Source organism: Gemmatimonadaceae bacterium, from assembly GCA_020852815.1.
Lineage (GTDB): Bacteria > Gemmatimonadota > Gemmatimonadetes > Gemmatimonadales > Gemmatimonadaceae > SCN-70-22.
This window is the reverse complement of record JADZAN010000039.1, coordinates 115790-141555: the sequence shown is the minus strand read 5'-3', so window position 1 is coordinate 141555 and position 25766 is coordinate 115790. Positions and strand designations below refer to the sequence as shown.

The window sequence follows — 25766 nt, the reverse complement described above, 5'->3', positions numbered from 1 at the left end:
CCGGCGACTGGAATGCGATGGCTCTTGGGGCTGCTTCGCCAGCGAATGCCCAGGTGATGACGACGTGCAGTTGTACGGAGGCGAGTGTGGCGCAGGCGAATGAGCGGGCGACGTTGCCTATGGGGCGCGTGCAGGCAGCTTCGGCGGACCGAGGGACTTCGCCGGAGCGCGCCCACCTGCGGCAGTTGCGCCGCATGCTGCAGACCGCGGTTGGTGGCGGGCCGCTGGGCGACGTGCTCACGCGCGTGGCAGAATGGGTCGAGCGGGCCAGCCCGGGCTCGCTCTGTTCGGTCCTCCTGCTCGACGAGCGGCGATCCCGCGTTCGCCATGCGGCGGCGCCCTCCCTCCCCAGGGCGTACGTGCGCCTCATCGATGGCCTCGAGATCGGGCCGCGCAATGGCTCGTGCGGCGCGGCAGCCTACACCGGGAACCCGGTCATCGTCGCCGACGTCGAGACCGACCCGCTGTGGGAGAACTACCGCGCACTGATTGCCCCCTTCAATCTGCGCGCCTGCTGGTCGCATCCGATCGTTGGGGGAAACGGTGCGGTGCTCGGAACCTTCGCCGTCTATCGCCGCGAGCCGGCCACCCCGTCGGACGATGAGTGGGAACTGCTCGTCGATGCCTCGCACATCACGGCGCTCCTCATCGAGCGGTCGCGTGCCGAGCAGGCCAGGGTCGAACACGAGCGCAACCTGCGCTCGATCGTCGACAACGCCCTCGACTACATCATGCGGCTCGACGCCGATGGGCGCTTCACCTACATCAACCCTGCGGCACTCGCGCGCATGGGGCGCACGTGGGAGCAGGTGATCGGGCGGCGCTTTCGCGACCTGGGATACTCGCCCCACATCGCCGACGCACTCACGGCGCACTTCGATGAGGTCACGCGCACGCGCGCGCCACTTCGCATCGAACTCGCCCTCCCGGTCCCGGATCGCGACATCTGGTTCGACGCCGTCTTCGCCCCCATCATCGACGAAGCGGGCACGCTGACCGCCGTGGTGCTGATTGCCCGCGACGTCACGGAGCGGCACCTGAGCCAGGAGGCGCTGCGCCGTTCCGAGGAGCGGCTCCGCCTCCTCTTCGCGCGCTCCGAACGATCCATTGCCCTCCTCGACGTGGAAGGGCGCGTGCGTGAAGTCGGGGACCATGCCACGCTGTCGACGAACATCGCGCGCGACCTGATCCTGGGCGTCCACTTCTGGGAACTCCCCGCCGTCGCCGCCACCGCAGATACCCAAGCGGCGCTGCGACGGGCCATTCGCGACGCCGCACACGGACAAACCACCAGCGGCAACATCACCTACCGAGGGGCAGCAGGCGAGCATCGCCATGGCTGGTTCCAGGTCCATCCCGTTCACGACGCCGAGGGGCGGGTGGCCGAGCTCCTGCTCGAGGGAAGCGACGTGACCGCCATGCGCGAGCTGGAGGTGCGCCTGCGCCAGTCCGAGAAGATGGAATCGCTGGGGCGACTCGCCGGCGGCATCGCCCACGACTTCAACAACATCCTCGCGGCAATCCTCGGCTATGGCGAACTCCTGCTCCACGACGCCGTCCCCGGGACGGTGTCGCACGAAGGGTTGCACCACATCGTCGCGTCATCGCGCCGGGCGCGTGACCTCGTGCGCCAGATCCTCACCTTCAGCCGCAAGGCGGAGATCGCCCACCAGCCGGTGAACCTCGCGGCGGTGGTGGCCGATGGGCTGCGCCTCCTGCGCGCCTCACTGCCATCGACCATCGAGCTGCAGGAGAAGCTCCCCGAGCGGTCGCTGGTCGTGATGGGCGACGGGTCGCAGCTCTCGCAGGTCATTCTCAACCTTGGCGCCAACGCGGAGTACGAACTGCGGAAAGCCAAGGCGGGAACGCTCCATGTGTCGCTCGACCTGCAGCTGTTCAACGACGCGCAGGCCAGCGCGTTCGGCGTGCACGCGGGGCCGTACGCGCGGCTCGTCGTGCGCGACAGCGGCGGTGGCATCCCGGCGGACGTGCTCCCCAAGATCTTCGAGCCCTTCTTCACCACCAAGCCGTTAGGCGAGGGGACGGGGATGGGACTCGCCGTGGTGCATGGCATCGTCGTCGCGCACGGCGGCGGCGTGCGCGTCTCCAGCTCTGCTGCCGGCACGACCTTCGACCTCGTCTTTCCCGTCGTCACCACGCCGGCCGACGCGCCTACGCAGCGCCCGGACTCGACGGCGCACGGATCGGGGTGCGTCCTCGTCGTCGACGACGAAGTGGCGATCGTGAACCTCCTGCGCCGGATCTTGCCGCGCCGCGGCTTCGAGGTGGTCTGCATGACCTCGCCCGTCGACGCGGTCGAGGCGTTCCGCGCCGATCCGCAGCGCTTCGACCTCGTCGTGACCGACCGCACCATGCCGCGCATGACCGGCGAAGCGCTCGCCGACGCCGTGCACCGGCTACGTCCCGACCTCCCCATCGTCATCACCAGCGGGCAGGGATGTTCGGCCGACGAGGAGGATCGCGAGGGGCGCACCGTCTTCCTCGCCAAGCCGTTCGATGCCGGCGACCTCATGGCCGCCATCGAGCGTGCCCGGCGTCGCGTGGCGCGCTGAACGCGCCCGGCGCCCTGAACGCGCCCGGCGCGCTGAACGCGCCCGGCGCGCGCGGCTGTCGCCGTCCGCCAGGTGCAGGCTGCGATTGCCTAACGCTTGCCCGCCATCTCCTCCGCGCGGCAAAAGTCGGACAGGGCGCGCCACAGTGCGGTGTGCTGGCGCGAGCGCAGCGCGAAGTCGCGTTCCTGCGCGTTCCCCTTGGCCTTGAACAGCGCCACCAGGGCGCGGCGGTCGTGCGGCGACCACTGCTTCACCTGGTCGAGGACGAGAGCGACGATGGGCCCCACGCGCTGGAGCCCGAAGCGCGTCTCGGCGTCGCGCGAGCGCCACTGCCGCAGGCCGATCGCGCGCGCCACCGCGTCGAGCGTGGCATCGCGTCGCGCCAGGCGCGCAGCCGCCTCGGGGGTGGCGAGCGTGCGTGTCACCGCACGCGCCAGCGTCACCAGCCATCGCTCCTCGAACAGCGACGTCTCGACCGCGCCTGGCAGTTCGAGGACGAGGTCGCCCGCGGCGAGGCGGCGCAAGGTGGCTATCGACGTGCGGTGTTCGCGGTTCGCCGCGCGCCGCGCGCGCTCCTGCGCCGCCAGCGCAGCCACGCGCGCGTCCACCGGATGGAACCCCAGCCGGTCGTAGAACCAGAACGCACCGCTCGCCAGCGCCTCGTCGTTTCCTGCTCCGAACTGGTAGGGATTCACGATGAAGCGCGTGACGCCGAACAGCGTGCGAAACGCGCGCAGCGCCTGCGCGAAGAGCATCGCCGCCTCGGCGTGGCGGAATGCATCGAAGATGTTGACCCCCGTGTTGGCCTGCGCCGCCAACGGTGTCACACCGCCGTAGCCCACGGGAACACCGTTCGAGAAGAGGACGTAGCCGTAGTTGGCCTCGAGCGTGAGCCGGTCGTCGGGCGCCGCGCCGATGAGACAGAGATGCGCCCCCTCGCCCAGGTCGGCGCGCCAGATCTCGTCAGGGTTGGCGTAGGTGATGGCGTGCACCTCGCGGCAGCGCGAGGCCAGCGCCGCGCGCGAGGCGTCGAGCCAGCGTTCCCCCTCCGCGCCGGCTAAACGTACGATGCCGGGGAGCGGCGCGGCGATGTGCGCCACCGGGTCGGCAGGTGCACCGCGCATCGACGTGCGGAATATGGGCGTTGCCCCCGCGACCGCATTCCCCGAGACGGAGCGCGCCGGCGACACGCGCCAGCGCACAGGGAGTTCGAGCGCTTCGTACATCAGTCGCACCACCGCAGGATCGGGCGCCTCCGCTGGGCGACGCGCGGCGTCATGTACGGCGAGCGCCGAGCGTGTCCCGGCCGGCCCCGCGGCCGTCTGTGCGTCGCGCGCCAGCCACGCCAGCGCCCCTGCTCGGGCGCTGCCACGCGCGAGGTCCAGCCAGCCGCGCGTCGACAGTTCGCCCGAATCGAAGGCGTCGGCCTCGGCCTGCGTGAGCGTCAGGCGGAGCAGCGGGTCCAGCCGTTCCGGCGTTTCCACGTCGTCCCACGCGATATCCGCCGCTTCGCCAACGTTCACCAGCCAGCGGGCGATCCCGAAGGCGAAGGCGTGCTTCGTCGTCGTCCCCGCCACGCCACTGTCGTCCAGCGCGCGCCGCTGCCGCGCCGGGAGCGCGTGTACGCGCCGCGCCGTGTGCCCCAGCGCGCGAATCGCCAGAGTCTGCACGCGCAGGTTGTCGGGAAAGGCGCGCAGGAAGAGAAGGTCGTCGTGATACGCGGCGAGCGCAGGGCGCGCGCGCGGCGGCTGGCGCTCCAGTTGCGCGAGGAGGGCGAGCTTCTCCGCCGTTTCCGCCGGCGAGTAGCGATGGCGAATCGCGTGCAGCCGTTCGAGGGCAGACGCCGGGCGGGGCGGTGCCGACGACGCGCGTCGCTTTGCTGCGGTTGACCTGGCCATGCGGGCGAGAGCCTCACGAGTGGGATCGGACTCCCCAAGCTGCGGGATATGGTGGGACGCGGCGTCCGAAAGTACCGCTCCGATTCGTAGGGGAAGGGACGAGTTGCGTCCGGGGGCGGGAGGCGGTCATTATTCGGCGTCCGCTGCGACGTGCTCGCGCAAGCGAGGGCGTGGCCGGGCTGTCTTGGGGTGTAGCTTAGTTGGCAGAGCGCCTGACTGTTAATCAGGAGGTCGCTGGTTCGAATCCAGCCGCCCCAGTTGCGTGTACGCACCAGAACCATCAAACGCCCGCGACCACCTGGTCGCGGGCGTTCTGCCGTGCGGGATCGTGCGAATCGCCACGCCGCCCGCGCCGCCTACAACCTCGCGAACTCCACGGTGAACCGGCTCCCCTCGCCCGGCGCCGAGCGCACGTGCAGCCGGAACCCCATCAGCTCGCAGAGCTGTCGCGCGATAGCCAGCCCCAGCCCGGTCCCGCCGAACTTGCGCGCCGTGGTGGTGTCGCCCTGCTCGAACGGTTCGAAGATCGTCGATTGCACCTCGAAGGGGATGCCGATCCCGCTATCCTGCACCTCGAGCGAGGTCGGCTCGCCGTCCACGTCGGCACGCACGCGCACGACCACGTCGCCGGTCGGGGTGAACTTGAGTGCGTTGCCCAGCAGGTTGATGAGGACCTGGCGCAGGCGGTCGGCGTCGGCCATCACCGGCCCCAGTTGGTCGGGGATCTCCGCCGTCAGTTGCAAGCCGCGCACCTGCGCCTGGTCGGCGAGCTGTCCCACGGTCTCCAGCACGAGCGCGCGCAGGTCGACCGGGAGGCTCCGCACCGTCACGCGCCCCGCCTCCACCTGCGACAGGTCGAGGATGTCGTTGATGATCGTGAGCAGGTGCGTCCCGTTGGCCCGGATGCGCTCGAGGAAGGCACTGTCGGCGTGCTCGCCCTCGCCGTTCGTGCGGCGCCGGGACAGGAGCAGCGTGGCGAAGCCGATGACCGAGTTGAGCGGCGTTCGCAGTTCGTGGCTCATGCGAGCCAGGAAGGCACTCTTGGATCGGTTCGCGAGCTCCGCGGCCTCCTTGGCCGCGCGCAGGACCTGCTCGGCGTGCACCTGACGGGAGATGTCGGTGAACGTCGTCACGACCGCCGTCGGGAGCGCGGCGCCGCCCTCGACGATCGGGGTGCTGTTGACGTTGATCCAGGTCAGCGTCCCGTCGGGCTTGTGCACCCCCATCACCGTTCCCCACACCGGGCGTCCGGTGCGGAGCGTCTGCATTGACGGATGCTCGGTGGCCGGGAAGGGCGAGCCGTCGAGCCGGACCGCAAGCCAGGGCGGATCGGTCGAGCCACGTCCGGAAAGTTCGTCGCCTGAAAGCCCAAGGATCTCCTCTGCCCGCGGATTCCACCCGCGAATCGTCCCGTCGGCATGCTGCACCACCACCCCCTCGCTCATCGCCCCCACCACCTGCCGAACGTCCAACGATGCGAAGCGATCGAGGCCACTCGGCGTTCGAGTGGGTACTGCGAGTGTCATGTGCGGTCGAACGAGAAGGAAACCGGCGGTGAGTGTGCTCCAATAGTGTCGGCGCCGGCTCGCGAAAGCTTGACGTGGCGGCGACGAAATGCGGTACCGGCTACCGGTGTTTTGCTAGCGCGCCGGTTTCGAGCGTGAAGGGGCGCGCTTCACGTCGATCGGTCGCTCGATGTCGAGGCGAATCGATCCCGAAGCGTCGGCCTGCACGTGGATTGCATCGCGCCGTGCCCGCACCGTGACATCCTTCAAGGGGTCGAGCGCCGCCACGAGCGCGACTCCCTCGGCCAGACTGCGATTCATGCCGCGCTCGGCGCGCGTGCGCAGTTGGTCCAGCTCTCCCTGCAACGGGAATCGCGCGTTCTGGCGCAGCAGGTCGCGAATCTGGTTGTCGCCCAGGAAGGCCAGCCCCTTCACGAAGAGCGAGGTGGTGCGCAGGTCGTAGTCCAGGTCGGGAATGAGAAGCTGGTCGACGGCGTTGTCGTAGCGCGGCGTCCCCGTGAGGTAGACGAGTCCGCGCGCCTGGCCATCGAAACGCACGCCTAACGCGACGCGCCCGCCGCCGATGCCCGAGAGCGTTACGTCGCGGAGCGTGATGCGCCGGTTGGCCCACGTGAGCGTCTTGCCGACCAGCGCGCGGCGCAGCATCCCGCTCGCCACGTCGTACCCGAACAGCCCCTCCAGCGCAACGCGCATCCCGCGTCCCGCGAGCGCCCCCTTGGTGAGTGGCGGGAGCGGCGTGAACAGCTCGAAGTCGTTGGGGCGGTTTCCCGTCCCGATGCGCGGCGCCGCCTCCAGGCGCAACGACGCCACCGCGACGCTGCTGTCCACGCGAATGCCGCCCAGCTGCACACGCTTTGGGTTGATGGTGAGGTAGATGGAGTCGGTGAGGCGGATGGGGCGCGAGATGTCGCGCCACCAACGCTCGAAGCGCTCGCGCGTGTGCACGGCGGCAATGGCCCGGTCCAGGGTGCGCAGCTCCTTCTCCAGCGCCTGGCGCGTTGCCTTCATCACGCGATCCGTCACGTCGATGCGAAAAATCGTGACGGCGCACTTGTCGCGCGACTCGCTGCTGTACGGCGCCACCCGCGTCACGCGCGTGCGCGCCGACAGCTGCCACGACTCCTGCAGCGCCAGCGTGCTCTCCAGCCGCACGCGCGTCCGTGGCTTGGGGACGTTCCCCGTGCCGCAGGCGGCGCTGATCTCGGGACCGATCGGCGGCTTGTACCACCCCCGTCCCTCGTACTCGACGATGCTGGAGACGGTCACCCGCTGAGAATCCACCGAGATCACGAACGGCGAGCGCCGAGCCTCGAACGCCACGTGCATGCGCTTGTTGCTGGCGACGTCGAGCCGCTGCGTGATGTCGCCGAAGGTGCGCGGCACCGCGCGCTCCAGCGCGGCAAGCGCCGGCTCGAGGTCATAGCGGATCTCCGACTCCACCACCGATGGCGCGAGCGTGAGGAGGGTATCGGCGGCGTCTTCACTCACCTCGGGGGGCGGGGCGTCGATGTCGGGCGTGCGGTCGCAGGCGACGGCCGCCGCCAGCGCCAGCACGCCGAGCATGCGTCGCGCGGCGAGCATGCGTCGCGCACCACGCGCACCAGCCGCGAGGCCGCCGGCGTCGCCTGGGGGCCATGCGCCGTCACGCCCTGCGGTGGCACGCCCCTCTCCGCCACGCTGCTGGCGACCCTCCCGCCTGCGACTCATGTTCATCGTCATGAAGGCTATCGCGCGCAGCCAAGCTGTCGAGTCCCTCGCCAAGGGGCGAGGCGCCGTGCAGCGCGGGCATCGTGTGCCTTTCATCGTGGTGCTCACCTCCCTGGCGGTACTTGATGTCGCCCCGGCGCGTGCGTCCGCGCAATCGCCCCCGCGAGGTGAGCCGCTCTGCCCTGCAGGGATTGCCCCGTTCGCGTCGCCGCTGTGCGCCGAGCTCGTCCCTACGCCCGATCTCCTTGGCGTAACGGGGATGCTCGAGCTGCGCGCGGTTCGTTCGCCCTTCGGTGTCGCGGTGACCGCCGACGGGCGGTTGCGCCATCGTCTGGTGGCGCGCATTGCCGGGCTCCCGGCGCCGTCGTCGTTAGGTGACTACGGCGCGTACGTGGCCTGGGGATACGACGTCACCATGGCGGGAGAGCGGCGCCTCGGGGTGGTGCGCGACGGCGAGTTTGACCTCGGCGAGCTTCCCTGGGAGCGCTTTCGCGTGGTGGTGAGCGCCGAACGCTCCTCCAGCGCAACCGCGCGGCGGGGGCGACTCGTCCTGCGCGCCACCTCACCGGCCGCCCTCCTCCTCGCGCATCGCGACGCGATGGGGGCAATGAACGCCGGCGCAGCCTCGCCCGCATCGCCCACCGCGTCACCCACGGAGTCGCCGCACGTCGAGCACGCGCACCACGCCGGCGGCTGGCCCGCTCCCCCAAACGACGCGCGCATTGCGCCGGCGCCCATGGCGCACCCACCGCCCAGCACCGCACCCTGGCGCCCCGACACCGCGGGCGCCGAGGTGCGCGAGGCCAGCGCGCGCCGCCTCGTCGACCTGCGCGACGGCGACACGTTGCGGCTGACGGCAGGTTTCGTGCGCCGCACCATCGGCTCGCGCACCTTCGTCATGTACGGCTACAACGGACAGTACCCGGGGCCTCTCATCCGCGTTCGGCAGGGCGCGGAGGTCGTGGTCCGCTTCCTCAACGCGATTGACCTCCCGTCGACCATCCACTGGCACGGGCTCCGCCTCGACAATCGCTTCGATGGCGTCCCGGGCGTCACGCAGGCGCCGGTGGCCCCGGGCGACTCGTTCACCTATCGCCTCCGCTTTCCCGACGCGGGGATCTACTGGTATCACCCGCACGTGCGCGAGGACATCCAGCAGGAGCTGGGGCTCTACGGCAACCTCCTCGTGATGCGGCGCGCGCGCTCGCGCGTCCCCGTGCACCGGGAGGAGATCCTCGCCCTCGACGACTTCCTGGCCGGAAGCGAGGGCGCGTATCCGTTCGGTGCCGATGCCCCGTCGCACGCCCTCATGGGGCGCTTCGGCAACCTGCTGCTCGTCAATGGCGAGCCGTCGTACCGATTGCAGCTGCCGACAGGGAGCGTGGTCCGCTTCTACCTCACCAACGTCGCCAACGCCCGCATCTTCAACCTCCGCATCCCCGGCGCCCGCCTCAAGCTCGTGGGCGCCGACCTCGGCGACCTCGAACGGGAGGAATGGGTCGAGTCGGTCGTCATCGCCCCGGCGGAGCGCTACATCGTCGAGGCGCGATTCGATGCGCCCGGCGAGTACGCGATGGTGAACGCCGTGCAATGGCTCGACCACATGCGCGGCTCGGTGCGACCGGCCGTCGACACCATGGGGATGATCACGGTGGGCCGGACGGCGGCGCACCCCGACCTCGGCGCCTCGTTCGCCACGCTGCGCTCCAACCGCGACGTGCAGGAAGAGATCGCCCCCTTCCGGCGGTTCTTCGACCGCCCCGTGGACCATACCCTCACGCTCGGCATGCGCACGACCGGACTCTCGCCGGCCATGGTCGCCATGCTCGTCGGCGTCGCCGTCCCGCTCGACTGGAACGACGCCATGCCGATGATGAACGCGCCGCTGAGCGGGAAGGACGTCACCTGGACACTCACCGACGAGCGCGGGCGCGAGAACATGGACATCCACTGGCGCTTTCGCGTCGGTGACGTGGTGCGCATCCGGCTGCGCAACGACCCGGCGGTCACGCACGCCATGGCGCACCCGATCCACTTTCACGGCCAGCGCTTCCTCGTGGCCTCGCGCAACGGCGTCCCGAACGACAATCTCGTCTGGAAGGACACCGCCGTCCTCCCCGCGGGGGAGACGATGGAGCTCATCCTCGAACTCTCCAATCCCGGCGACTGGATGTTCCACTGCCACATCGCCGAGCACCTGGGGACCGGGATGATGGGCCTGATGACCGTCACGCGCTGATCCGCCGACTTCCTCCCCTCACGCGAGCGCCCCATGCGATTCTCCCCCCTCACCGTCGCTGCGCTGGTGGCGGCTTTCAATACTGCGCTGCAGGCACAGCCCGCGGCGCGCACCATCGCCCCAGGCATTCGCCAGTTTGTCTCCATCGATGCGCCGGTCGTCGCGCTCACCAACGTGCGCCTCGTCGACGGCACCGGCGCCCCCGCGCGTGATGGGCAGGTCGTCGTCATCGAGGGAGCGACGATCCGCGCCGTCGGGCCCGCATCGTCAACCCGCGTCCCCGCCGGGGCGCGCGTGGTGGACCTCGCCGGGCAGGTAGTCATCCCTGGCATCGTCGGGTTGCACGACCACATGTACTACTCATCGGCTGCCGGCGGCTCGATGAAGATGATGCTGCAGTCGTACCCCAAGCTCTTCCTCGGCGCCGGCATCACCACCATCCGCACTGCGGGGAGCACCGACTCGTACCAGGAACTCAACCTCCGCGCGGCTATCGAAAAGGGGCTCGCCGTCGGCCCCGAGCTGTTCGTCACCGGCCCCTATCTCCAGGGCCCAGGCGTGGGTCCCGGCGCCATGCACGCCGTCAACGGCCCCGAGGACGCGCGGCGCATGGTGCGCTACTGGGCCGAGGAAGGGGTGACCTGGTTCAAGGCGTATACGCAGATCTCGCGGGCCGACCTGGGCGCCGCCATCGACGAAGCGCACAAGCACGGGGTGAAGGTCACCGCCCACCTCTGCTCCGTGGGGTATCGCGAGGCCGTGGCGTTAGGCATCGACAACCTGGAACACGGCCTGTTCGCCAACACCGAGTTCTATCGCAACAAGCAGCCCGATGCCTGCCCCACCGTGGGCGACTCGATGATCTTTGCCGACGTGCGCCCCGACAACCCGGAGGTGAAGCGCACCATCGACGAGATGATCCGCCACGGCGTCTCCCTCACGTCGACGCTGGCGGTGTACGAGACCGCCACGCCGAGCCGGGTGCGGGAAGACCCGCGCGTGCTCGAGGCCCTCATCCCCGATGCCGCCGCCGCGGTGAAGCGGTGGTACGACGCCGCGCCTAACGCCAATGACGCCCCGTCGCGCGAGGTGCTGCGCAAGACGATGGAGTTCGAGCGCGCCTTCGCGAAAGCCGGCGGACTCCTCGCCGCCGGCTCGGACCCGTGCTGCCTCCACGTCATTGCCGGCTATGGCGACCAGCGCAACTTCGAGCTCCTGGTCGAGGCCGGCTTCACCCCCGAGGAAGCGGTGCAGGTGATGACGCTCAATGGCGCGCGCGTCCTCGGCATCGACCGGCGCGTGGGGAGCATCGCCCCCGGCAAGCAGGCCGACCTGGTCGTGATCGCGGGCGACCCCACCAGGAATCCCGCCGACATCCGGAAGGTGGTCACCGTCTTCCGGCAGGGAATCGGCTACGACTCGGCCAGGCTCATCGCCTCCATCAAGGGACAGGTCGGTCTCAAGTAGCGACTTGGGAAGCGCTTGTACGGCGGGGTGGACGGGGTGCCAGTCGCGCCCCGTTGCCAGCCAGCCGGAGTGCACCGTTTGTTGAGAATCGGTTATCATTATCGGCGATGACCGTCGAGCGCCAAACTCAACAGACCCGCCGGACTCGTCAGCGCGCCGCCGTACGCGGGGCTCTCGAGGATACGCTCGTTCCCATGCGGGCGCAGGAGGTGCGCGCCGCGGCGGCGCGACGCGCCCCGGGAATCGGGCTGGCCACGGTCTATCGCTCGCTCAGGTCGCTCATCGAGGCGGGGGAGGTCGCGCTGGTGACCCTTCCCGGCGAGACGCCGCGCTACGAGTTGGCGCACCTGCATCATCACCACCATTTCCACTGCCGAGCCTGTGGCGGCGTGTTCGAGGTGGAAGGGTGTCCGGGCGACCTGGCGACGCTTGCTCCGATCGGCTTTGCCGTCGACGGGCATGAGGTCGTTTTGTACGGGCGTTGCGCCGGGTGCGCCGGGTGCGCCGGATGAGTGGAGGGAGTGCGGTGTGGGGGGCGTCGCTCGCCGCCGTCTTCGTGGCCAGCGCCATTCCGCTGCTCGCCACGTGGTTCCTGGCCAACCGGCCGGCGCTCACCGCGCAGCTCGTCCCGCGCCTCATCATGATCGCCGCCGGGGCGCTGCTGGGCGCGGCGGCCTTTCACCTCATTCCCGAATCGCTGGCGCGCGTGTCGTCGGGACACGTGTGGCTCCTTACCGGAGCAGGGGTCGCGGCGCTGGCCCTGCTCGAGCGCGTCATCCACGCCATGGAGCACCCCGCGGCCGGGGTGAGCGTGACGCCGCACGAGACACTGGGGCACCGGTCTCACCTCATGCCGCTGGGCATCGTCAGCGATGCGCTGCACAACACCATCGACGGCGCGCTGGTCGCGACCGCGTTCATGACGAACCCGTCGCTTGGCGTCTTTGCCGGTGCGGCGATTGCCCTGCACGAACTGCCGCGCGAGTTGGGGACGTTTGCCCTGTGCGTGGACGGGGGGATGACGCCGCGCCGGGCAATCCTGATCAATGCGGCCACGGGGGTGCTCGCGCTGCTTGGCGCGGTGATCGCCTTGGCCATCGGGTTCGATGCGCGGCGGTTCGGCGAGTTGCTCCTCCCGTTCGCGGCGGGGAACTTCATCTACCTGGCCGGGGCGATCCTGGTGGCGCAGCGCCGCGAGTCGCGCACCGGGTCGTTGGCGATGCGTATCGCGCTCGTGCTGGCCGGGGTGGCCATGACGGCAATGCTCCAGGGGCAGCACTGAGGTATTCCCTCCCGCCCGATTGACCGCACCCCGCCAACTGGCGAGACTCGCACATCGCTCCCGCGTCGCGGGCGCGGCGTGCCCGAAGCGCTGCCGCGCGCCCACATTCATCCGATGTCATCCATGATTGCCCGACTGTCCCGCACGCTCCCCGTGGTCTCGCTTCTGGCGTTGGGTGCCTGCGCGCGCGCTGGCGGCGCGAGGATCGCACCGTCACCCGCGCCGGAGAGCCGCTACGTCTCGTCGGCCACCGGGCGAGACGTGGGGCTGGAAGGGGTACTGCAGCGGGCCGCTGGGGCCGACGTGGTCTTCCTGGGCGAGCAGCACGACGATCCCGCCACGCATCGTGTGGAGCTGTCGATCCTCGCCGCGTTAGGCAGCGGGGCGCGCCCGGTGGTCCTCTCGCTGGAGATGTTCGAGCGTGACGTGCAGCGGGTGCTGGACGACTACCTGGCCGGGAAGATCTCCGAGGGGGAGTTCCTGGCCAAGTCGCGCCCGTGGGAGCGCTACACCACCGACTACCGCGGCATGGTGGAGCTGGCCAGGGCGCGCGGGTGGACGGTGGTGGCGTCCAACGTCCCGCGCCGCCACGCCACAGCCGTCAGCCGCAAGGGGCTCGCCGCGATCGATTCGCTCCCGGCCGCCGAGCGGGGACAGGTGGCACGGGAACTCATCTGCCCGCGCAACGACGACTACTACACACGCTTTGCCGACACGATGAAGGGACACAGTGCCGGCGGCGGCCCGCCCACCGCAGCCGACTCGGCCATGATGCGCAGCATGACCGATCGCTTCTACGAAGCGCAGTGCGTGAAGGATGAGACCATGGCCGAGTCGATCGTCGCCGCCCTCGCGGCCGCGCCGAAGGACGCCCTCGTCTTTCACGTCGACGGCGCCTTTCATTCGGACTATGGCCTGGGGACGGCCGCGCGTGTGCGCCGCCGCAACCCTGGCGCACGCGTCCTCGTCCTCAGCGCCGTCCCGGTCGACACGGTGGCCCAGGCCAATGCGGCGCCGTTCGCCAAGCGCGGCGATATCGTCATCCTCACGCGGAAGGCACCGGCCGCGCCGCCGTCGCCCGCCGCGCCCGCCAAGTAGCGCCACGTAGCGCCAAGTAGCGACACGTAGCGACACGCCACCGCCGGATCGACGTTCGCGCTTCACGCCGTCCCGTAGCGACTCCCCATGTTCCTCCTCGTCATCCGACACGCCATCGCCGAAGAGCGCGACGCCTTTGCCCGCAGCGGGGCGAGCGACGACGAGCGGCCGCTGACCGCGCTGGGCAAGCGGCGCATGCGGCGCAATGCGGCGGGACTGCGTCGCGTGGCGCCGCACCTGGATGTCCTGGCGACATCGCCGCTGGTGCGCGCGCAGCAGACGGCGCGCCTGGTGGCCGAGGCGTACGGCAAGAGCGCGATCGAGACGGTGGAGGCGCTGCGGCCCGAGGCCGCGCCGCGTGCGCTGTTCGCGTGGCTGGCGCGGCAGCCGTCAGATGCAATCGTCGCCGTGGTGGGGCACGAGCCGCACGTGGGACGCCTGATGAGCTGGTCGCTGGCCGGCGTCGACGATTCGGCGGTGGTCTTCAAGAAGGGCGGGGTGGCGCTGGTCGAGTTCGCGATCAAGCCGGCGGCACGGAAGGGGCGCCTGCACTGGCTCCTGACGCCGGCGCAGCTTCGCGCGCTGGCGAAGTAGCGTGGCCGCCTTTCCCGCCACGATCCTCGACGACGACGACGCGCGCGCCGTGCGCCTCGTGGCGCTCGCGCTCCTCAGCGACGCCGCGGCGCAGCGCGAGCGCCTGTCGCAGCCCGACGACCCGGAGGCGTTGCACGACTTCCGCGTCGCGGTGCGCCGCCTGCGGTCGTGGCTGCGCGCGCACGAGGAGACGCTGGGACGCAGTGCGCCGGCGCGCGCCGCCAAGTGGTTGCGACGCCTGGCCAGCGCCACCAACCAGGCGCGCGACGCCGAGGTGTTCGCGGAGTGGTTGGCCGGCGAGAAGGCGAGCCTCACGGAGCGGCAACGCAGCGGCGCCACCTGGCTCCTCAAGCGGCTGGAGGCGCTGGGCGCCGCGGCCGACGCCGAGGTGATGAGCGAGGTGGCACGCGACTTCGAGCGCGCGCGCGAACTGCTGGAAGAGCGCCTGCCGCACTTCCGCCTGCGGATGCACGTGCACGACGGGGCGCGCGTGACCACGTTCGCGGCGGCCATGGCCATGATGCTGCGCTCGCACGCCGCGTCGCTGCGGCGGCGACTCGAGGCGGTGCGCAGTGTGCATGACGACGAGGCGGCGCACCGCGCGCGCATCGCGGGCAAGCGCCTGCGCTACCTGCTGGAGCCCATCGTCCCGCACGTTCCCGGCGGGAGCGACGTGCTCGCGCGCCTCAAGCGACTGCAGGACGCGTTAGGCGACTTCCACGATGCGCACGCCTGGCAGCTGGTGGTCGCCGATGCCGTGGAACGCGCCGCGCGCGAGGAGGCGCGCGCCCTTGCCTCTCGCATGCCGGACGAGGATGACGCGCTCGAGGGCGGGAAGCCGGCGCGCGCGCGCGCTGCATCCCGTTCCCGCAACCCGCGCCCCGGGATGATGGCAATCATCGCCCATATCCAGGAACGCGCGCGCACCACGTTCGACGCGGTCGAGCGCGACTGGATCGGTGCACCGGCGGCCCAGCTCCTGGACGGCGTCGAGGCGATTGCCCGCGCGCTCGACGAACGCGCGCGCAGCGGGTTGGAGATCGAGCGGAAGTACCTCCTGCGCGGCATGCCGCACCCCATGCCCGAGGCGACGGTGAAGGAGATCGAGCAGGGCTACCTCCCGGGGGAGCGCCTCCTCGAGCGCGTGCGCCGCGTGCGCGTGCGCGTGGGCGAGAGCGAGCGCTACTTCCGCACGGTGAAGCTGGGGACTGGGCTCGTGCGTACCGAGATCGAGGAGGAGTGCGGGCGCGACGTCTTCGACGTGCTGTGGCCACTCACCGAGGGAAAGCGCGTGCGCAAGCGCCGGCACGTGGTCGCGGACGGCGCGCTCAACTGGGAAGTGGACGAATTCACCGATCGCGAGCTGGTGCTGGCGGAGATCGAACTCCCGGCGGCGGGAATCACGACCGAGTTTCCGGCGTGGCTCATGGCGCACGTCGAGCGCGACGTGACCGACGACCCGGCGTACGTGAACGCGAACCTTGCCTGCTGACGGGACGCGGGAGCGCGTGCGCGTCTTCGTCGTCACCAACGACTTCCTGCCGCGCGTGGGCGGGATCAACGATTACGTCGCGCAGCTCTTTCGCCGCTTCCCGCCGGGATCGGTCACGATCTTCTCGTCGAGCTACCGAGGCGCAGCGGCGTACGATCGCACCTATCCGCAGGAGGTGATCCGGCTCGACACCGAGATGATGCTCCCCACACCAGGGGTGCGCCGCCAGCTGCATGCTGCGCTGCGCGATCGCCGTCCGGATGTCGTCCTCTTTGGCGCGCTGTGGCCGCTGGGGCACATGGGGCCCGCCGTCAGCCGCAAACTGGATCTCCCGTACGGCGGCTTCTCGCACGGGCTCGAGCTCACCGGAGCGCTCGTCCCCGGGTTGCTGTCGCACATTGGACGCCGCGCCACGCTCCTCACCGCCGTCAGCGACTGGGCGCGGCGCCGGCTGGAGCCGGCGTTTGCGCACGCCATGCAACTCCTCCCGTCGGGAATCGATACGGAGAACTTCCACCCTGCCGTCTCCGACGCGGCGGTGCGCGAGCGGCACGCCCTGGGCGATGCGCCCGTGGTCTGTTGCGTGTCGCGCCTGGTGGCGCGCAAGGGGCAGGACATGCTCATTCGCGCGCTGCCGCAACTGGCGCAGGCGGTCCCGCGGGTGCGCCTCCTGATCGTGGGGAGCGGTCCCTTTGACGGCGCCCTGCGCCGCCTTGCCCGCGACACGGGGGTGAGCGACCGCGTGACGTTCGCCGGCGCGGTTCCGTACGCCGAGCTTCCCGCGTACTTCCGCGCCGGCGACGTCTTTGCCATGCCGTGCCGGTCGCGACTCGGCGGGCTCGACGTCGAGGCGTTAGGCGCCGTCTTCCTGCAGGGACAGGCGGTGGGGCGGCCGGTGGTGGTCGGGAACTCGGGCGGCGCCCCCGAGGCAGTGCGCGATGGCGAGACCGGGGTCGTGGTCGACCCGGAGCGTCCCCACGCCATCGCCGACGCCATCGCCCGTCTCCTGCTCGACCCTGCGCGCGCCGCCGACATGGGGCGGGCCGGCGCCGCATGGGTCCACGATGCGTGGAGCTGGGACGCGATGGTCGGTCGCCTGCAGCGCTACCTGGGCGAGTCACTCGCCCGTTAGGCGGCGGCCCGTCAGGCGTTCGCCCGTCAGGCGTTCGCTCGTTAGGCGTTCGCCCGTTAGGTGGCACCGCGCGCCGCTTTCGCGGAGCGCGCCGCCGGGTGCGTCAGGCGCCGGCGAGCACGGGGACGCGACGCTGGATGCCGGCCAGGCGCTCGTACACCAGTTCCAGCTCGTCGATGATGTGGTCCCAGGCGTAGGCCTGCGCCCGCTGCGCACCGTTGGTGCCCAGCCGCGCCCGCTCCTCCGGGTGGTCCAGCAGGTGCGCGATCCCTTCGGCCAGCGCCTCGGCGCTGGACGGCGCCACGAGCACCGACTCGCGCCCGTTGCGCGCCACATCGCGATAGCCGGGAATGTCGCTGGCCACCACCGGCAGCCCGGCGGCCATCGCTTCCACCAGCACGATGCCGAACGACTCCGCCCCGGTGGCCGGCGACACGAAGATGTCCGACGCGCGATGGTACGTGGGGAGCGCCTCGTACGTGACCTTCCCCTTCATGTGCACGCGCGCGCGCCACTCCCTCGGCACTTCCTTGATGGCGTCGCGCTGCGGGCCGTCGCCCACCACGATGAGCGAGAGGTCGGGATAGCGGCGCGCCAGGTCGATGAAGGCACGCATGGCGAACGGCAGTCCCTTGCGCGGGTCCAGGCGGCCGACAAACAGGAGCTTGCGCCCGGCGGGGACGTCACGCGCCGGCGTGGCGTCGGCGAAGCGCTCCACCTCGATCCCGTTAGGCAGGATCTTCACGTCCCCCTTCCCCATCCGCCCCTTGGCCGAGTGGCGCGCCGCCTGGCTTACCGCAATCCGCTGGTGCACGCGGTTCCAGGTGGGGCGCAGCAGCGGCGCAATCGCGGTGTAGATGCGCCCCTCGCGCGTCTCGCGCGGGAAGTACGAGTGGAACGTCCCCACCACGGGCGCCGGCGCATGCTTGGCCGCCGCAATCCCGATGGCCGGCGCGAACGGCTCGTGCACGTGCACGATGTCGGGGGCAAAGCTGCGCATCTGCGCCGCCAGCTCGCGGATCGTGCCCGGCGCGCAGGAGATCTGCGCGGTGGAACCGTTCGACCACGTCGTGAACGTGCGCCCCACGATGTGCACGTGGCCGTGACGCCCGGGCGCCTCGCCGGGGGCCAGCACCAGCACGTCGTGCCCACGCTCCTGCAGGTGCTTCGTGAGCTGCCGTATGTGGATCTGCACCCCACCGGGGGCGTCCCAACTGTACGGGGAGACCTGGATGATCCGCATGCGATCGATGGTGAGTGGGGGGGCGCCAGACCGTGTCGTGAACAGGCGGAGTGAGTGCCTTAGCCCTGCGGCGCGCGACGTCGCTCGGCAGCCAGCGAGAGCTGCCCCGCAACGCCGCTCGTGAGAACCACGAGACCAACGCCCGACAGCGCCAGGCGATAGGGCTCGTCGACCCCGAGCAGGCCGAGCAGGTAGATCGTCCCCCCAACCGTGAGCGCCGACAGCATGAAGACGCCCGCCAGGATGAGGTCCTTCGTCGAGAAGACCAGCGCCCGCGCCGTCGGCGGGGCGCTTTCGTGCAACAGCGTATCCTGCGACACCATGACAGGTGCAAGCAACGCCCCGCCCAGGAATGCCACGGGGGCAAAGATCGCGAACGAGAAGAAGACCCCGCCCACGAGCATCAGGAGACCGATGATCGCGTTCCCCACCAGGATGGTGCGCCGCTTGTCCCAGCGGGAGCCGATCGTCCCCACCAGGAGCGACCCCAGGATCATCCCCGCCCCCAGGATCCCCCCGAGGTACCCCACCCCCTTCGTCCCGCGCCCCATCACCGTCTGCACCGAGTAGGTCATTGCCACGTACACCGTGCTGGCAAAGAGCGACAGCGCCACCAACGTTCCAAAGACGAAGCGCAGGTTGCGGTCATGCCGGATGACCGAAAGGGTGCGGACCACGTCTCCTACGACAGTCCCGAGCGACCGTTTCACCCTGATCTCGGGAGGGGGCGCAACGGCGCTCGACGCGGCATCCCGCGCGTCGCCGTGCGGCGACATTGCCCGCGCGAGCGGCGTCCCCCCGCGCCCAAGGACCACGATGCCGAGCAGCGTGAGCACCGAGACCAGATACGACGTCGCGTCCAGGTAGAAGCCGGCGGCGTAGTCGCTCCACCCGAACTGGCGCCAGAACCCCAGGCCGATGATGACTCCGCCACCCACGATACCCAGCACGGTGGCGAAGCGCCCCACGAAGGTGAGCGCGGCGTTGGCCGGCAGGAGTTGCGCGCGCGGCACCAATTCCGGAATGAGCGCCATCTTCGCCGCATTGAAGAAGACGCCGAGGAGGAAGACAAGGAAGGCAACGAGGTAGACGGGCCAGAGCTGCCCGGTGGCCGCGAAGAGCGCAGGGATGATCGCGACGAGCAGCGTGCGTAGCGCGTCGCAGGCAATCATCACGGTACGCTTGTTCCAGCCATCCACCATTGCACCCGCCACGGGGCCGAACACGACCACCGGGGCGGTGAAGACGACGGAGAGCTTGGCGAGTTCCAGCCCGCCGGCGTTGGTCGCCGCCCCCGCGCCAATGAGGGCGATGAGCGCCATGTGATGCAGCTTGTCGCCCAACTGCGAAATGGTTTGCCCCGCCACGAGGATGGCGAAGCGCGGGCGCGCCAGCACCGTCGCGATCGTCACCGGGGCGTTGGGCGACTGCTCTTCTTCGCTGGATGGGATGAAGGTCGGTGTCACGGCCGACGCCGATCGCGCCGAAACGGTCGCGATCGGTGAGTCCACGGTGCCGGGAACGAGCTCAGTTTCGGGGAGAAGCGTCACGCCGGGCCCATTCGGGTTGGAAGACGTACCACTGATCGGGGTGAGATTGCACAGCACTCGCCAGCGATGAAGCGATACGGCGCGTGAGCCGATCGCGATCTCGGGGTCCGTCACCCGTCCTCGATGCAACAACCGGGGGTTCCATCTCCACTATGTATCGCGTCGCCCCCGTCTGGTTCCGTGCGATGTGACCGATGATGAGCGGTGCACCCGTCGACAAGGCGAGCGTTGCAGGTCCCGTGGGGATACGCCGTTCCCCTCCGGCGAACGGAACGGCGATCCCTTCGGTCCCATCGCCAACCACGCGGTCGGCAACGAGGACGACGATCTGTCCTTCCTTGAGCAGTCGCAGCACCGGTCGGATCCCCGCGTTGCGCGAGAGGAGCTTCATCCCCGTTGCCTCCCTATACAGCGCGAGCGCCGCGTTGGTTTGGGGATCGAGCTCTTCCACCATGGCATGGACGGGATACCCCGCCAAGGCCAGCCAGGCTCCCGCGAGCTCGTACGGACCTAGGTGGGCGGTCACGGCGATGACTCCTCGCCCCATTGCCAGCGCGGCATCCATGTGCTCTCGCCCACGCACCTCGACCAGCGTCGACATCTCTCCGGCACCCATGGTCGGTAGGCGATAGAGGTCAACCGCGGCTTCGGCGAGGTTCATCATCGTGTGCCGCGCCGCGCGCCGCCGCTGGGTGGGAGACGCCGCCGGCTGCAGGAAGCGCTGGTTGTCGAGCAGCGTTCGGCGCCTGCCGCGCGCCACCACGAAGCCAACCGCCCCGGCGGTGCGCGCCAATGCCCGCACCGGCGCCGCCGGCACGACACCCAGCAGGCGCACGGCCGCACGCACCAGTGGAGCGGAGGGGATCATGCCGCCAAAGATGCCCTTGGGGTTTGGGGGACGGCACTCCGGATTGCTCCGTTGCGGGCGCCGGCACCCGACGGCCGGTCAGTCGCTCTGTGCCTCCCCCTCCGTCGCGTCCTTCCGGAACCTGGCCCAGTCGACCTTGAGCTTGCGCATCCGGGCGCGCAGAGTGTGCGGGTTCACGCGCAGCAGCGCCGCCGTCCCACCGCGCCCCTCGATGCGCCCGCCAGTCGCCTTGAGTGCGCGTTCGATGTGTCGAGCCATGGCTTGATCGAGGGGGAGGATGGTGGGGTCCTCGGTTGCGACGTCGGGAGTTTGGTGCTCCACCTCAGAGGGATTCGGGGCGCCCAGGGCAGCCGCCAGCCGCAGCGTTCTTCCATCTCCAAGGATCGCGGCTCGCTCGATCACCGCGGCCAGTTCGCGAACGTTTCCAGGCCACGAATACGACAGCAGCAGCTCGATGTCGTCTGAAGTGAGCGCGAGGGCGGTCCCGCCCAGGCGCGTGCCGGCGCGCGCGGCAAAGTGCGAGGCCAGGGCGGGGATGTCTTCTGGACGAGAGCGAAGCGGCGGGATCTCGATGGGGAAGACGCTCAGCCGATACCAGAGATCCTCGCGAAACGTCCCCTGCGACACCATGTCGCGCAGCTTGCGGTGCGTTGCGGCGACGATGCGCACGTCGACCCGGTGCGCGCGTTGCGCGCCGACTCGCTCGAAGACTCCGTCCTGCAGGATGCGGAGGAGGCGCACCTGCGCCGCGAGCGGCAACTCGGCGATCTCGTCGAGGAAGAGCGTCCCGCCGTCCGCGCGTTCGAACCACCCTTTGCGCGTCTGGATCGCTCCCGTGAACGACCCTTTCTCGTGCCCGAACAGTTCGGAGTCGATGAGGCCAGCCGGGATAGCGCCGCAGTTCACGCGTACGACCGGTCCGCTCGAGCGCCGCGAGCGGGCGTGAATCGCCCGGGCCACGAGCTCCTTCCCCGAACCCGTCTCACCCAGGAGGAGGACTGGGGCGTCGGTGGGTGCCACCTGCTCCACGCGCAGCATCACGTCGCGCAGTCCGCTCTCGGCGCCGACGATGGTGCCCGAGACCTCATCGCGATCGAGGCGCTGGAGGAGGGCGCGCCGGTCGGCTTCGAGCGCCTCGCGCAGGCGGTGCTCGTGTTCGCGTTCGTCCTCCAGGCGAAGCGCGGTCCCCAGCGGCGGCGCCAGTTGGCCGAGCAACTGCGCGTGGCTGGGGTCGAGAACGCCCGAGTTGCGGGCGACGAGGACGACGAAGCCCATGGCGCGATCGCCCTCTGCCAGCGGGGCGATCGCCATGGCGCGCCAGCTCCCGTCGGGTGCAAAGGGGTGCAGCGCGTGGTCCACCGGCTCCGGGGTGACCAGGCGCGGCGCTCCCTCGCGCTGCATGGCGCGCAGCGTTTCGGTGATGGCGGCCGGGATGTCGCGGGTGACCGGCGCCGGCCGCGGCCCTGGGCGGACCGCGCTCGCGGCGACCGATTCCAGGCGATCGCCGTCGCGCGCGAGTCGCCAGACGGCGAGGGTGTCGGCTCGTACGGTGCGGGCGAGCATGGCGGCGACGCGGTCGACGCATTCGTCGAGCGCGGCGGAGTCGGTGGCGGCGCGCCACACGTCGACAACGAGCTGGTATAGTGGCGGGAGGTCGCTCATCGAATACCGTGACATGTCACGGCCGGAAAGGTGGTCTGCGAAATATGACGGGTCAAACCGTGAATGATCACGGTCGAGTGTCGCGCGACGTCGACGGCCGTGAGGGCTAAGTGCTTGAGTGGCAGTCGATAAGCGCGCTTCGCGCGTAGCGGAACGCTCCCTGCCAAGACAAGAGTGGTGCCGGTCCGCCGTCGCGGGTGCAGGGGGCACTTCCCTTGCTTGAGACAGTGGCATCCGGCACGTCGCGCCCTCTGGGCTGCGTTTCCGTCCACCGACTCGCGGACTTACTCCATGACCCCACGCCGCCTCCAGCCCACGAGACATGCCGCGCACACGCTGCTGACCGCGCCGGCCCTGAACTCGGCGGCGGCGCGTGTTGCCGGTGGCGGTTGCTCCACGCCCGATGGTCATGGCGGGGCGTCACCGGGAATGGGGAGACCGGCCGAAGGGAGGAGCGAGGCGTCACCCCCCTCGCCGTCCGTCAGCCGCAACCCGGCGTCGTGACGCGGGCGGCGCGCCGCGGCGCCCGGTGGGTCAGGTCGCCGGTGCGTCTGGCGGTGTGACCGAGCGTGGCGTGAAGGAGATCGGAGTCCGGCGCCCGGCCACGAGTTGACGAATCGCCGCCGCGAAGCGGCGCGGCGCCGATGGATGATGCCGCAAGAAGAGGTCGGGCTCGACCAGTTCCAGCTCCATCAGCATCAGCGAGCCAGCCACGTCGCACACATCGACGCGCGCGTACAACCACGGTCGCGGAATGTGCGTGAGCACGCCCTCGGCCTGGGCAATCAGCGCCGAGCGCGGCGTCTCGGGCGTTACCGAGCCGCCAAAGTCATCCTGCACGCGGAACTCGCCCGCGCGCGCGCGCTTGCGCACCGCGTGGCTGAACTGCCCGGCGAAGAAGAGGAGCGACCATTCCCCATGCTCCACCACTTCGGCGATGAACGGCTGCACCAACACGTCGCGCTCGCCGAGCAGCTGGGCGAAGCCCGCTTCGTGCGCCGCGTGGTCGCCGGAGCGGACGTGTGCGCTGCGATAGCCCGATGCCGCTATGGACGGTTTGTACACGACCTCGTCCCACTCCATCTCGTTGACGACGTCGGTGAGCGTTACCGGCGCCGCGCGGTCGAGAATCACCGTGGGGACCGTCTCCACGCCGCGTTCGGAGAGGTCCAGGAGGTAGCGCTTGTCCATGTTCCATCGCAGAAGCGCCGCCGGATTCCAGATGGGAATCCCGAGGGCGTCGATGTGGGCGAGCCACCGTTCGAAGTCGTCGGGGCGCAGGTGGTAGTCCCACGTGGATCGCACCACGATGCCGTCGTAACGCGACCAGTCGACGAGCGGCGAGTCCCATACCGCGCTCTCCACCGAGGCGCCCTGCTGGCGCAACTCACCCACCGCGAGTCGATCGTCCTCGCTCAGCTGCGGGAGGGCGCGGAACGTGGCGAACGCGAGGCGCATCGGCGGAGCGTGCGGAAAAGGGAGCCTAACGACCGTTCAGCGGCGCGACGGATCGGGGTTGAGCCGGGCAATCGCCCGCTGCGCCTCGGCAACATAGGGGTGGAGCGCGGGATCCGCATGGCGCGAGGCGCTGGCAAGGTAGAGGTAGGCGTCCAACGCCTTGAGGCGTGCGGACGCCTAGAGGCGTGCCGACCCCTTGGGGAGCGAGGCCTCGTCCGAGGAGTCCGCGCGGTCGAGCGCGACCTCGGTGGCCAGGGAGACACGGCTCATGCCACCGCCGCCAAGCTCGCGCTCAACGCGGTACCCGCTGCCCACAGCGGCCTATGTCGGGCTGGCGCAAGCTAACGGCGCAGCACGCCGGTGCTATTCCGAAAGGCGGGAGAGGTTCCGGAAGCGGTATTCTCTCACCAGTATTCTTCGCGACGAGATGGACACGTTGCCACATGGCGCGACCGCGGGGTGTCCAGCACACGCGCCGCCTCATCATCACCCAACGCATGGGTCTTGAAACCCCCTGCACGCTCGAGCGCGCTCGCCGGAAGACGGTCGGGCGTGCGCTGCTCGAGGCCGATCACATCGCGTTTCGGGGAAAGACCAGGAGCGAGAGGTTCCTCCTGGCCGACGTGGCGCGCGTGGAGGTGCAGGGCAATGCGCTCATGCTCGACCACGCCGACGGCCCGGCGCTCCTGCACTTCGCCGAGGGGATGGCCGCCAAGTGGCTGGCCAAGATCCGCAACCCGCGCACCCTCCTGGACCGGCTCGGCATCACCGATCAGAGCAGGGTCGTCGTCCTCGGCGTGGATGACGCCGAGTTCGTCGACCAGCTGACGCGCAAGGTGGGTCGCTACAAGACGGCGCCGGCGCCTAACACGGACGTCATCGTCTATGGCGCGGAGTCGGTCGATGCCCTGAGCCGACTCCCCGAACTCAAGGCCACGCTCGTTCCCAACGGCGCCATCTGGATCGTGCACCGCAAGGGGGCGGAGGCGACACTCAAGGATGTCGAGGTCTTTGCGGCGGGGAGACGCGCGGGGCTGGTGGACAACAAGGTGAGTTCGTTCTCCGCGACGCACACCGCGGAGCGGCTCGTGATTCCGCGGGCCGATCGCTGATCGGGGGGAATGAAGAAGCGCCCGGATGCATCGAGCATCCGGGCGCTTGTCGTCTGTAGGGCTCCCGTCAGGGTGAGACGGGCATCCCGGGACCGGGGGTGGGGCCGCTCACCGAACCGCAGGTGATATCGCCCGACGGCGTCCCCGCCGCCGTGACCCTGCCGACCGACATCGAGCACTGAATGCCGGCCATGCTGAGATGGCGCGCCGTGGCGTCGAAGCCGGCGTATGGATCGGAGACCGAAATGTCGACGCGGACGTCGCTGGTTGAGCGCCAGTCGAGCTGCGTGGTGTCGGTGGTGTAGCTGTGGTTCTCGGCCCAGAAGCCTTCCTGCGCGATGCGCAGCTCTGCCAGGTCGGCCTTGAGAGCGCCGACGTACGCCTTTTCGCGCATCTGCCGGTACTTCGGGACGGCGATGGCGGAGAGGACGCCGAAGACCGCCATGGCGACGAGAATCTCGACGAAGGTGAATCCGGAACGGCGGGGCATGGGCGACTCCCTGAGCACAGTGAACGACCGTTTGGTCGGTCACCACAAAGGCAGGAGAGATGCCAGTCGTGACGCGGCGCACAGCCCGTCGCCGGAATGACGGGCCGCGACGGCGTGTGCTTGAGATGGTCTCTTGGTCCGGCGAGTGGATCGTGGCGGGGTTGTTTCGCGACATAAGAACGCAACTGGCATAGACTTGCACGCTGGCTATGGAACATGCGTTCTCGCCTTTGCGCTCCCCGTTCAGAACCGTGCGGGGCGCTTAGCGTGGCGCCACACGGAGCGAAATGAACCGTGGCGCGGCGTCGGGCACCGTCACGCCGGCGCCACAATCCGTCACGCCAGGCGCGCTCGCCGGACTGGAACGAACCGGTA

At 70.1% G+C, this 25766-nt stretch carries 19 protein-coding genes and 1 tRNA gene; 11 read left to right on the top strand and 9 right to left on the bottom strand.

The annotated features are described in order from the left end of the window. Positions 1-194: 194 nt before the first annotated feature. Positions 195-2573: a PAS domain-containing protein gene (locus IT359_19080; protein MCC6931103.1), complete on the top strand. Its 2379-nt coding sequence runs from the start codon at positions 195-197 to the stop codon at positions 2571-2573. Positions 2574-2662: 89 nt separating this feature from the next. On the opposite strand, the gene IT359_19075 is transcribed toward IT359_19080, so the two are convergent. Then, positions 2663-4471: a hypothetical protein gene (locus IT359_19075; protein ID MCC6931102.1), complete on the bottom strand. Its 1809-nt coding sequence runs from the start codon at positions 4469-4471 to the stop codon at positions 2663-2665. Between the two features lie 185 nt (positions 4472-4656). Between IT359_19075 and IT359_19070 the strand changes: the two genes are divergently transcribed. Next, positions 4657-4729, top strand: a tRNA-Asn gene (locus tag IT359_19070). A 98-nt stretch (positions 4730-4827) separates the two neighbouring features. On the opposite strand, the gene IT359_19065 is transcribed toward IT359_19070, so the two are convergent. Both IT359_19065 and IT359_19060 read right to left on the bottom strand, forming a co-directional pair. Further along, positions 4828-5997 (bottom strand): PAS domain S-box protein, encoded by a 1170-nt coding sequence (locus tag IT359_19065; GenBank protein MCC6931101.1) that lies wholly within the window; start codon positions 5995-5997, stop codon positions 4828-4830. A gap of 114 nt (positions 5998-6111) precedes the next feature. After that, positions 6112-7710, bottom strand: a complete 1599-nt coding sequence (locus IT359_19060; protein ID MCC6931100.1) for a DUF4403 family protein — start codon at positions 7708-7710, stop codon at positions 6112-6114. Between IT359_19060 and IT359_19055 the strand changes: the two genes are divergently transcribed. The 8 genes from IT359_19055 to IT359_19020 all read left to right on the top strand — a co-directional run bounded on the left by IT359_19055 (position 7703) and on the right by IT359_19020 (position 17008). Continuing rightward, a complete protein-coding gene (locus tag IT359_19055; GenBank protein MCC6931099.1) occupies positions 7703-9943 on the top strand; it encodes a multicopper oxidase family protein in 2241 nt (746 codons plus the stop codon). The two genes, IT359_19060 and IT359_19055, sit on opposite strands and share 8 nt — an antisense overlap. Positions 9944-9976: 33 nt before the next feature. Then, a complete protein-coding gene (locus IT359_19050; GenBank protein MCC6931098.1) occupies positions 9977-11410 on the top strand; it encodes an amidohydrolase family protein in 1434 nt (477 codons plus the stop codon). 107 nt (positions 11411-11517) lie between these two features. Then, a complete protein-coding gene (locus tag IT359_19045; GenBank protein MCC6931097.1) occupies positions 11518-11922 on the top strand; it encodes a transcriptional repressor in 405 nt (134 codons plus the stop codon). Next, entirely contained in the window at positions 11919-12692 is a 774-nt protein-coding gene (locus IT359_19040) for a ZIP family metal transporter (protein MCC6931096.1), read from the top strand. Before IT359_19045 ends, IT359_19040 begins: the two co-directional genes overlap by 4 nt. A gap of 123 nt (positions 12693-12815) precedes the next feature. Continuing rightward, the gene (locus tag IT359_19035) at positions 12816-13790 is read left to right on the top strand and encodes a ChaN family lipoprotein (protein MCC6931095.1); all 975 of its coding nucleotides are present in this window, start codon (positions 12816-12818) and stop codon (positions 13788-13790) included. Positions 13791-13877: 87 nt separating this feature from the next. Further along, the gene (gene sixA / locus IT359_19030) at positions 13878-14384 is read left to right on the top strand and encodes a phosphohistidine phosphatase SixA (GenBank protein MCC6931094.1); all 507 of its coding nucleotides are present in this window, start codon (positions 13878-13880) and stop codon (positions 14382-14384) included. 1 nt (position 14385) lies between these two features. Next, positions 14386-15876 carry a CHAD domain-containing protein gene (locus IT359_19025; protein MCC6931093.1) on the top strand — a complete coding sequence of 497 codons (1491 nt, stop codon included), beginning with the start codon at positions 14386-14388 and terminating at the stop codon, positions 15874-15876. Between the two features lie 16 nt (positions 15877-15892). Further along, positions 15893-17008: a glycosyltransferase family 4 protein gene (locus IT359_19020; GenBank protein ID MCC6931092.1), complete on the top strand. Its 1116-nt coding sequence runs from the start codon at positions 15893-15895 to the stop codon at positions 17006-17008. 103 nt (positions 17009-17111) lie between these two features. On the opposite strand, the gene IT359_19015 is transcribed toward IT359_19020, so the two are convergent. The 5 genes from IT359_19015 to IT359_18995 all read right to left on the bottom strand — a co-directional run bounded on the left by IT359_19015 (position 17112) and on the right by IT359_18995 (position 23789). Further along, positions 17112-18251 carry a glycosyltransferase family 4 protein gene (locus IT359_19015; protein ID MCC6931091.1) on the bottom strand — a complete coding sequence of 380 codons (1140 nt, stop codon included), beginning with the start codon at positions 18249-18251 and terminating at the stop codon, positions 17112-17114. A gap of 59 nt (positions 18252-18310) precedes the next feature. Then, the gene (locus IT359_19010; GenBank protein MCC6931090.1) at positions 18311-19762 is read right to left on the bottom strand and encodes an MFS transporter; all 1452 of its coding nucleotides are present in this window, start codon (positions 19760-19762) and stop codon (positions 18311-18313) included. A gap of 16 nt (positions 19763-19778) precedes the next feature. After that, positions 19779-20669, bottom strand: coding sequence for a lysophospholipid acyltransferase family protein (locus IT359_19005; protein ID MCC6931089.1), 891 nt, complete (start codon positions 20667-20669; stop codon positions 19779-19781). A 78-nt stretch (positions 20670-20747) separates the two neighbouring features. Further along, positions 20748-22346, bottom strand: a complete 1599-nt coding sequence (locus IT359_19000; protein MCC6931088.1) for a sigma 54-interacting transcriptional regulator — start codon at positions 22344-22346, stop codon at positions 20748-20750. A gap of 519 nt (positions 22347-22865) precedes the next feature. Next, positions 22866-23789, bottom strand: a complete 924-nt coding sequence (locus IT359_18995; GenBank protein MCC6931087.1) for a hypothetical protein — start codon at positions 23787-23789, stop codon at positions 22866-22868. Positions 23790-24286: 497 nt separating this feature from the next. Here IT359_18995 and IT359_18990 point away from each other — a divergent pair, with 497 nt between their 5' ends. Further along, the gene (locus tag IT359_18990) at positions 24287-24901 is read left to right on the top strand and encodes a DUF3052 family protein (GenBank protein ID MCC6931086.1); all 615 of its coding nucleotides are present in this window, start codon (positions 24287-24289) and stop codon (positions 24899-24901) included. A gap of 67 nt (positions 24902-24968) precedes the next feature. Here the strand turns inward: IT359_18990 and IT359_18985 are convergent, their stop codons facing one another. Continuing rightward, complete coding sequence (locus IT359_18985) at positions 24969-25391, bottom strand: prepilin-type N-terminal cleavage/methylation domain-containing protein (GenBank protein ID MCC6931085.1); 423 nt, start codon at positions 25389-25391, stop codon at positions 24969-24971. Positions 25392-25766 lie beyond the last annotated feature (375 nt).

Coding starts and splice junctions, on each gene's coding strand:
- IT359_19080 (MCC6931103.1), top strand. CDS start 195: ATGCTGCAGACCGCGGTTGGTGGCGGGCCGCTGGGCGACGTGCTCACG.
- IT359_19075 (MCC6931102.1), bottom strand. CDS start 4,471: ATGGCCAGGTCAACCGCAGCAAAGCGACGCGCGTCGTCGGCACCGCCC.
- IT359_19065 (MCC6931101.1), bottom strand. CDS start 5,997: ATGACACTCGCAGTACCCACTCGAACGCCGAGTGGCCTCGATCGCTTC.
- IT359_19055 (MCC6931099.1), top strand. CDS start 7,703: ATGTTCATCGTCATGAAGGCTATCGCGCGCAGCCAAGCTGTCGAGTCC.
- IT359_19060 (MCC6931100.1), bottom strand. CDS start 7,710: ATGAACATGAGTCGCAGGCGGGAGGGTCGCCAGCAGCGTGGCGGAGAG.
- IT359_19050 (MCC6931098.1), top strand. CDS start 9,977: ATGCGATTCTCCCCCCTCACCGTCGCTGCGCTGGTGGCGGCTTTCAAT.
- IT359_19045 (MCC6931097.1), top strand. CDS start 11,518: ATGACCGTCGAGCGCCAAACTCAACAGACCCGCCGGACTCGTCAGCGC.
- IT359_19040 (MCC6931096.1), top strand. CDS start 11,919: ATGAGTGGAGGGAGTGCGGTGTGGGGGGCGTCGCTCGCCGCCGTCTTC.
- IT359_19035 (MCC6931095.1), top strand. CDS start 12,816: ATGATTGCCCGACTGTCCCGCACGCTCCCCGTGGTCTCGCTTCTGGCG.
- sixA (MCC6931094.1), top strand. CDS start 13,878: ATGTTCCTCCTCGTCATCCGACACGCCATCGCCGAAGAGCGCGACGCC.
- IT359_19015 (MCC6931091.1), bottom strand. CDS start 18,251: ATGCGGATCATCCAGGTCTCCCCGTACAGTTGGGACGCCCCCGGTGGG.
- IT359_19005 (MCC6931089.1), bottom strand. CDS start 20,669: ATGATCCCCTCCGCTCCACTGGTGCGTGCGGCCGTGCGCCTGCTGGGT.
- IT359_19000 (MCC6931088.1), bottom strand. CDS start 22,346: ATGTCACGGTATTCGATGAGCGACCTCCCGCCACTATACCAGCTCGTT.
- IT359_18995 (MCC6931087.1), bottom strand. CDS start 23,789: ATGCGCCTCGCGTTCGCCACGTTCCGCGCCCTCCCGCAGCTGAGCGAG.
- IT359_18990 (MCC6931086.1), top strand. CDS start 24,287: ATGGGTCTTGAAACCCCCTGCACGCTCGAGCGCGCTCGCCGGAAGACG.
- IT359_18985 (MCC6931085.1), bottom strand. CDS start 25,391: ATGCCCCGCCGTTCCGGATTCACCTTCGTCGAGATTCTCGTCGCCATG.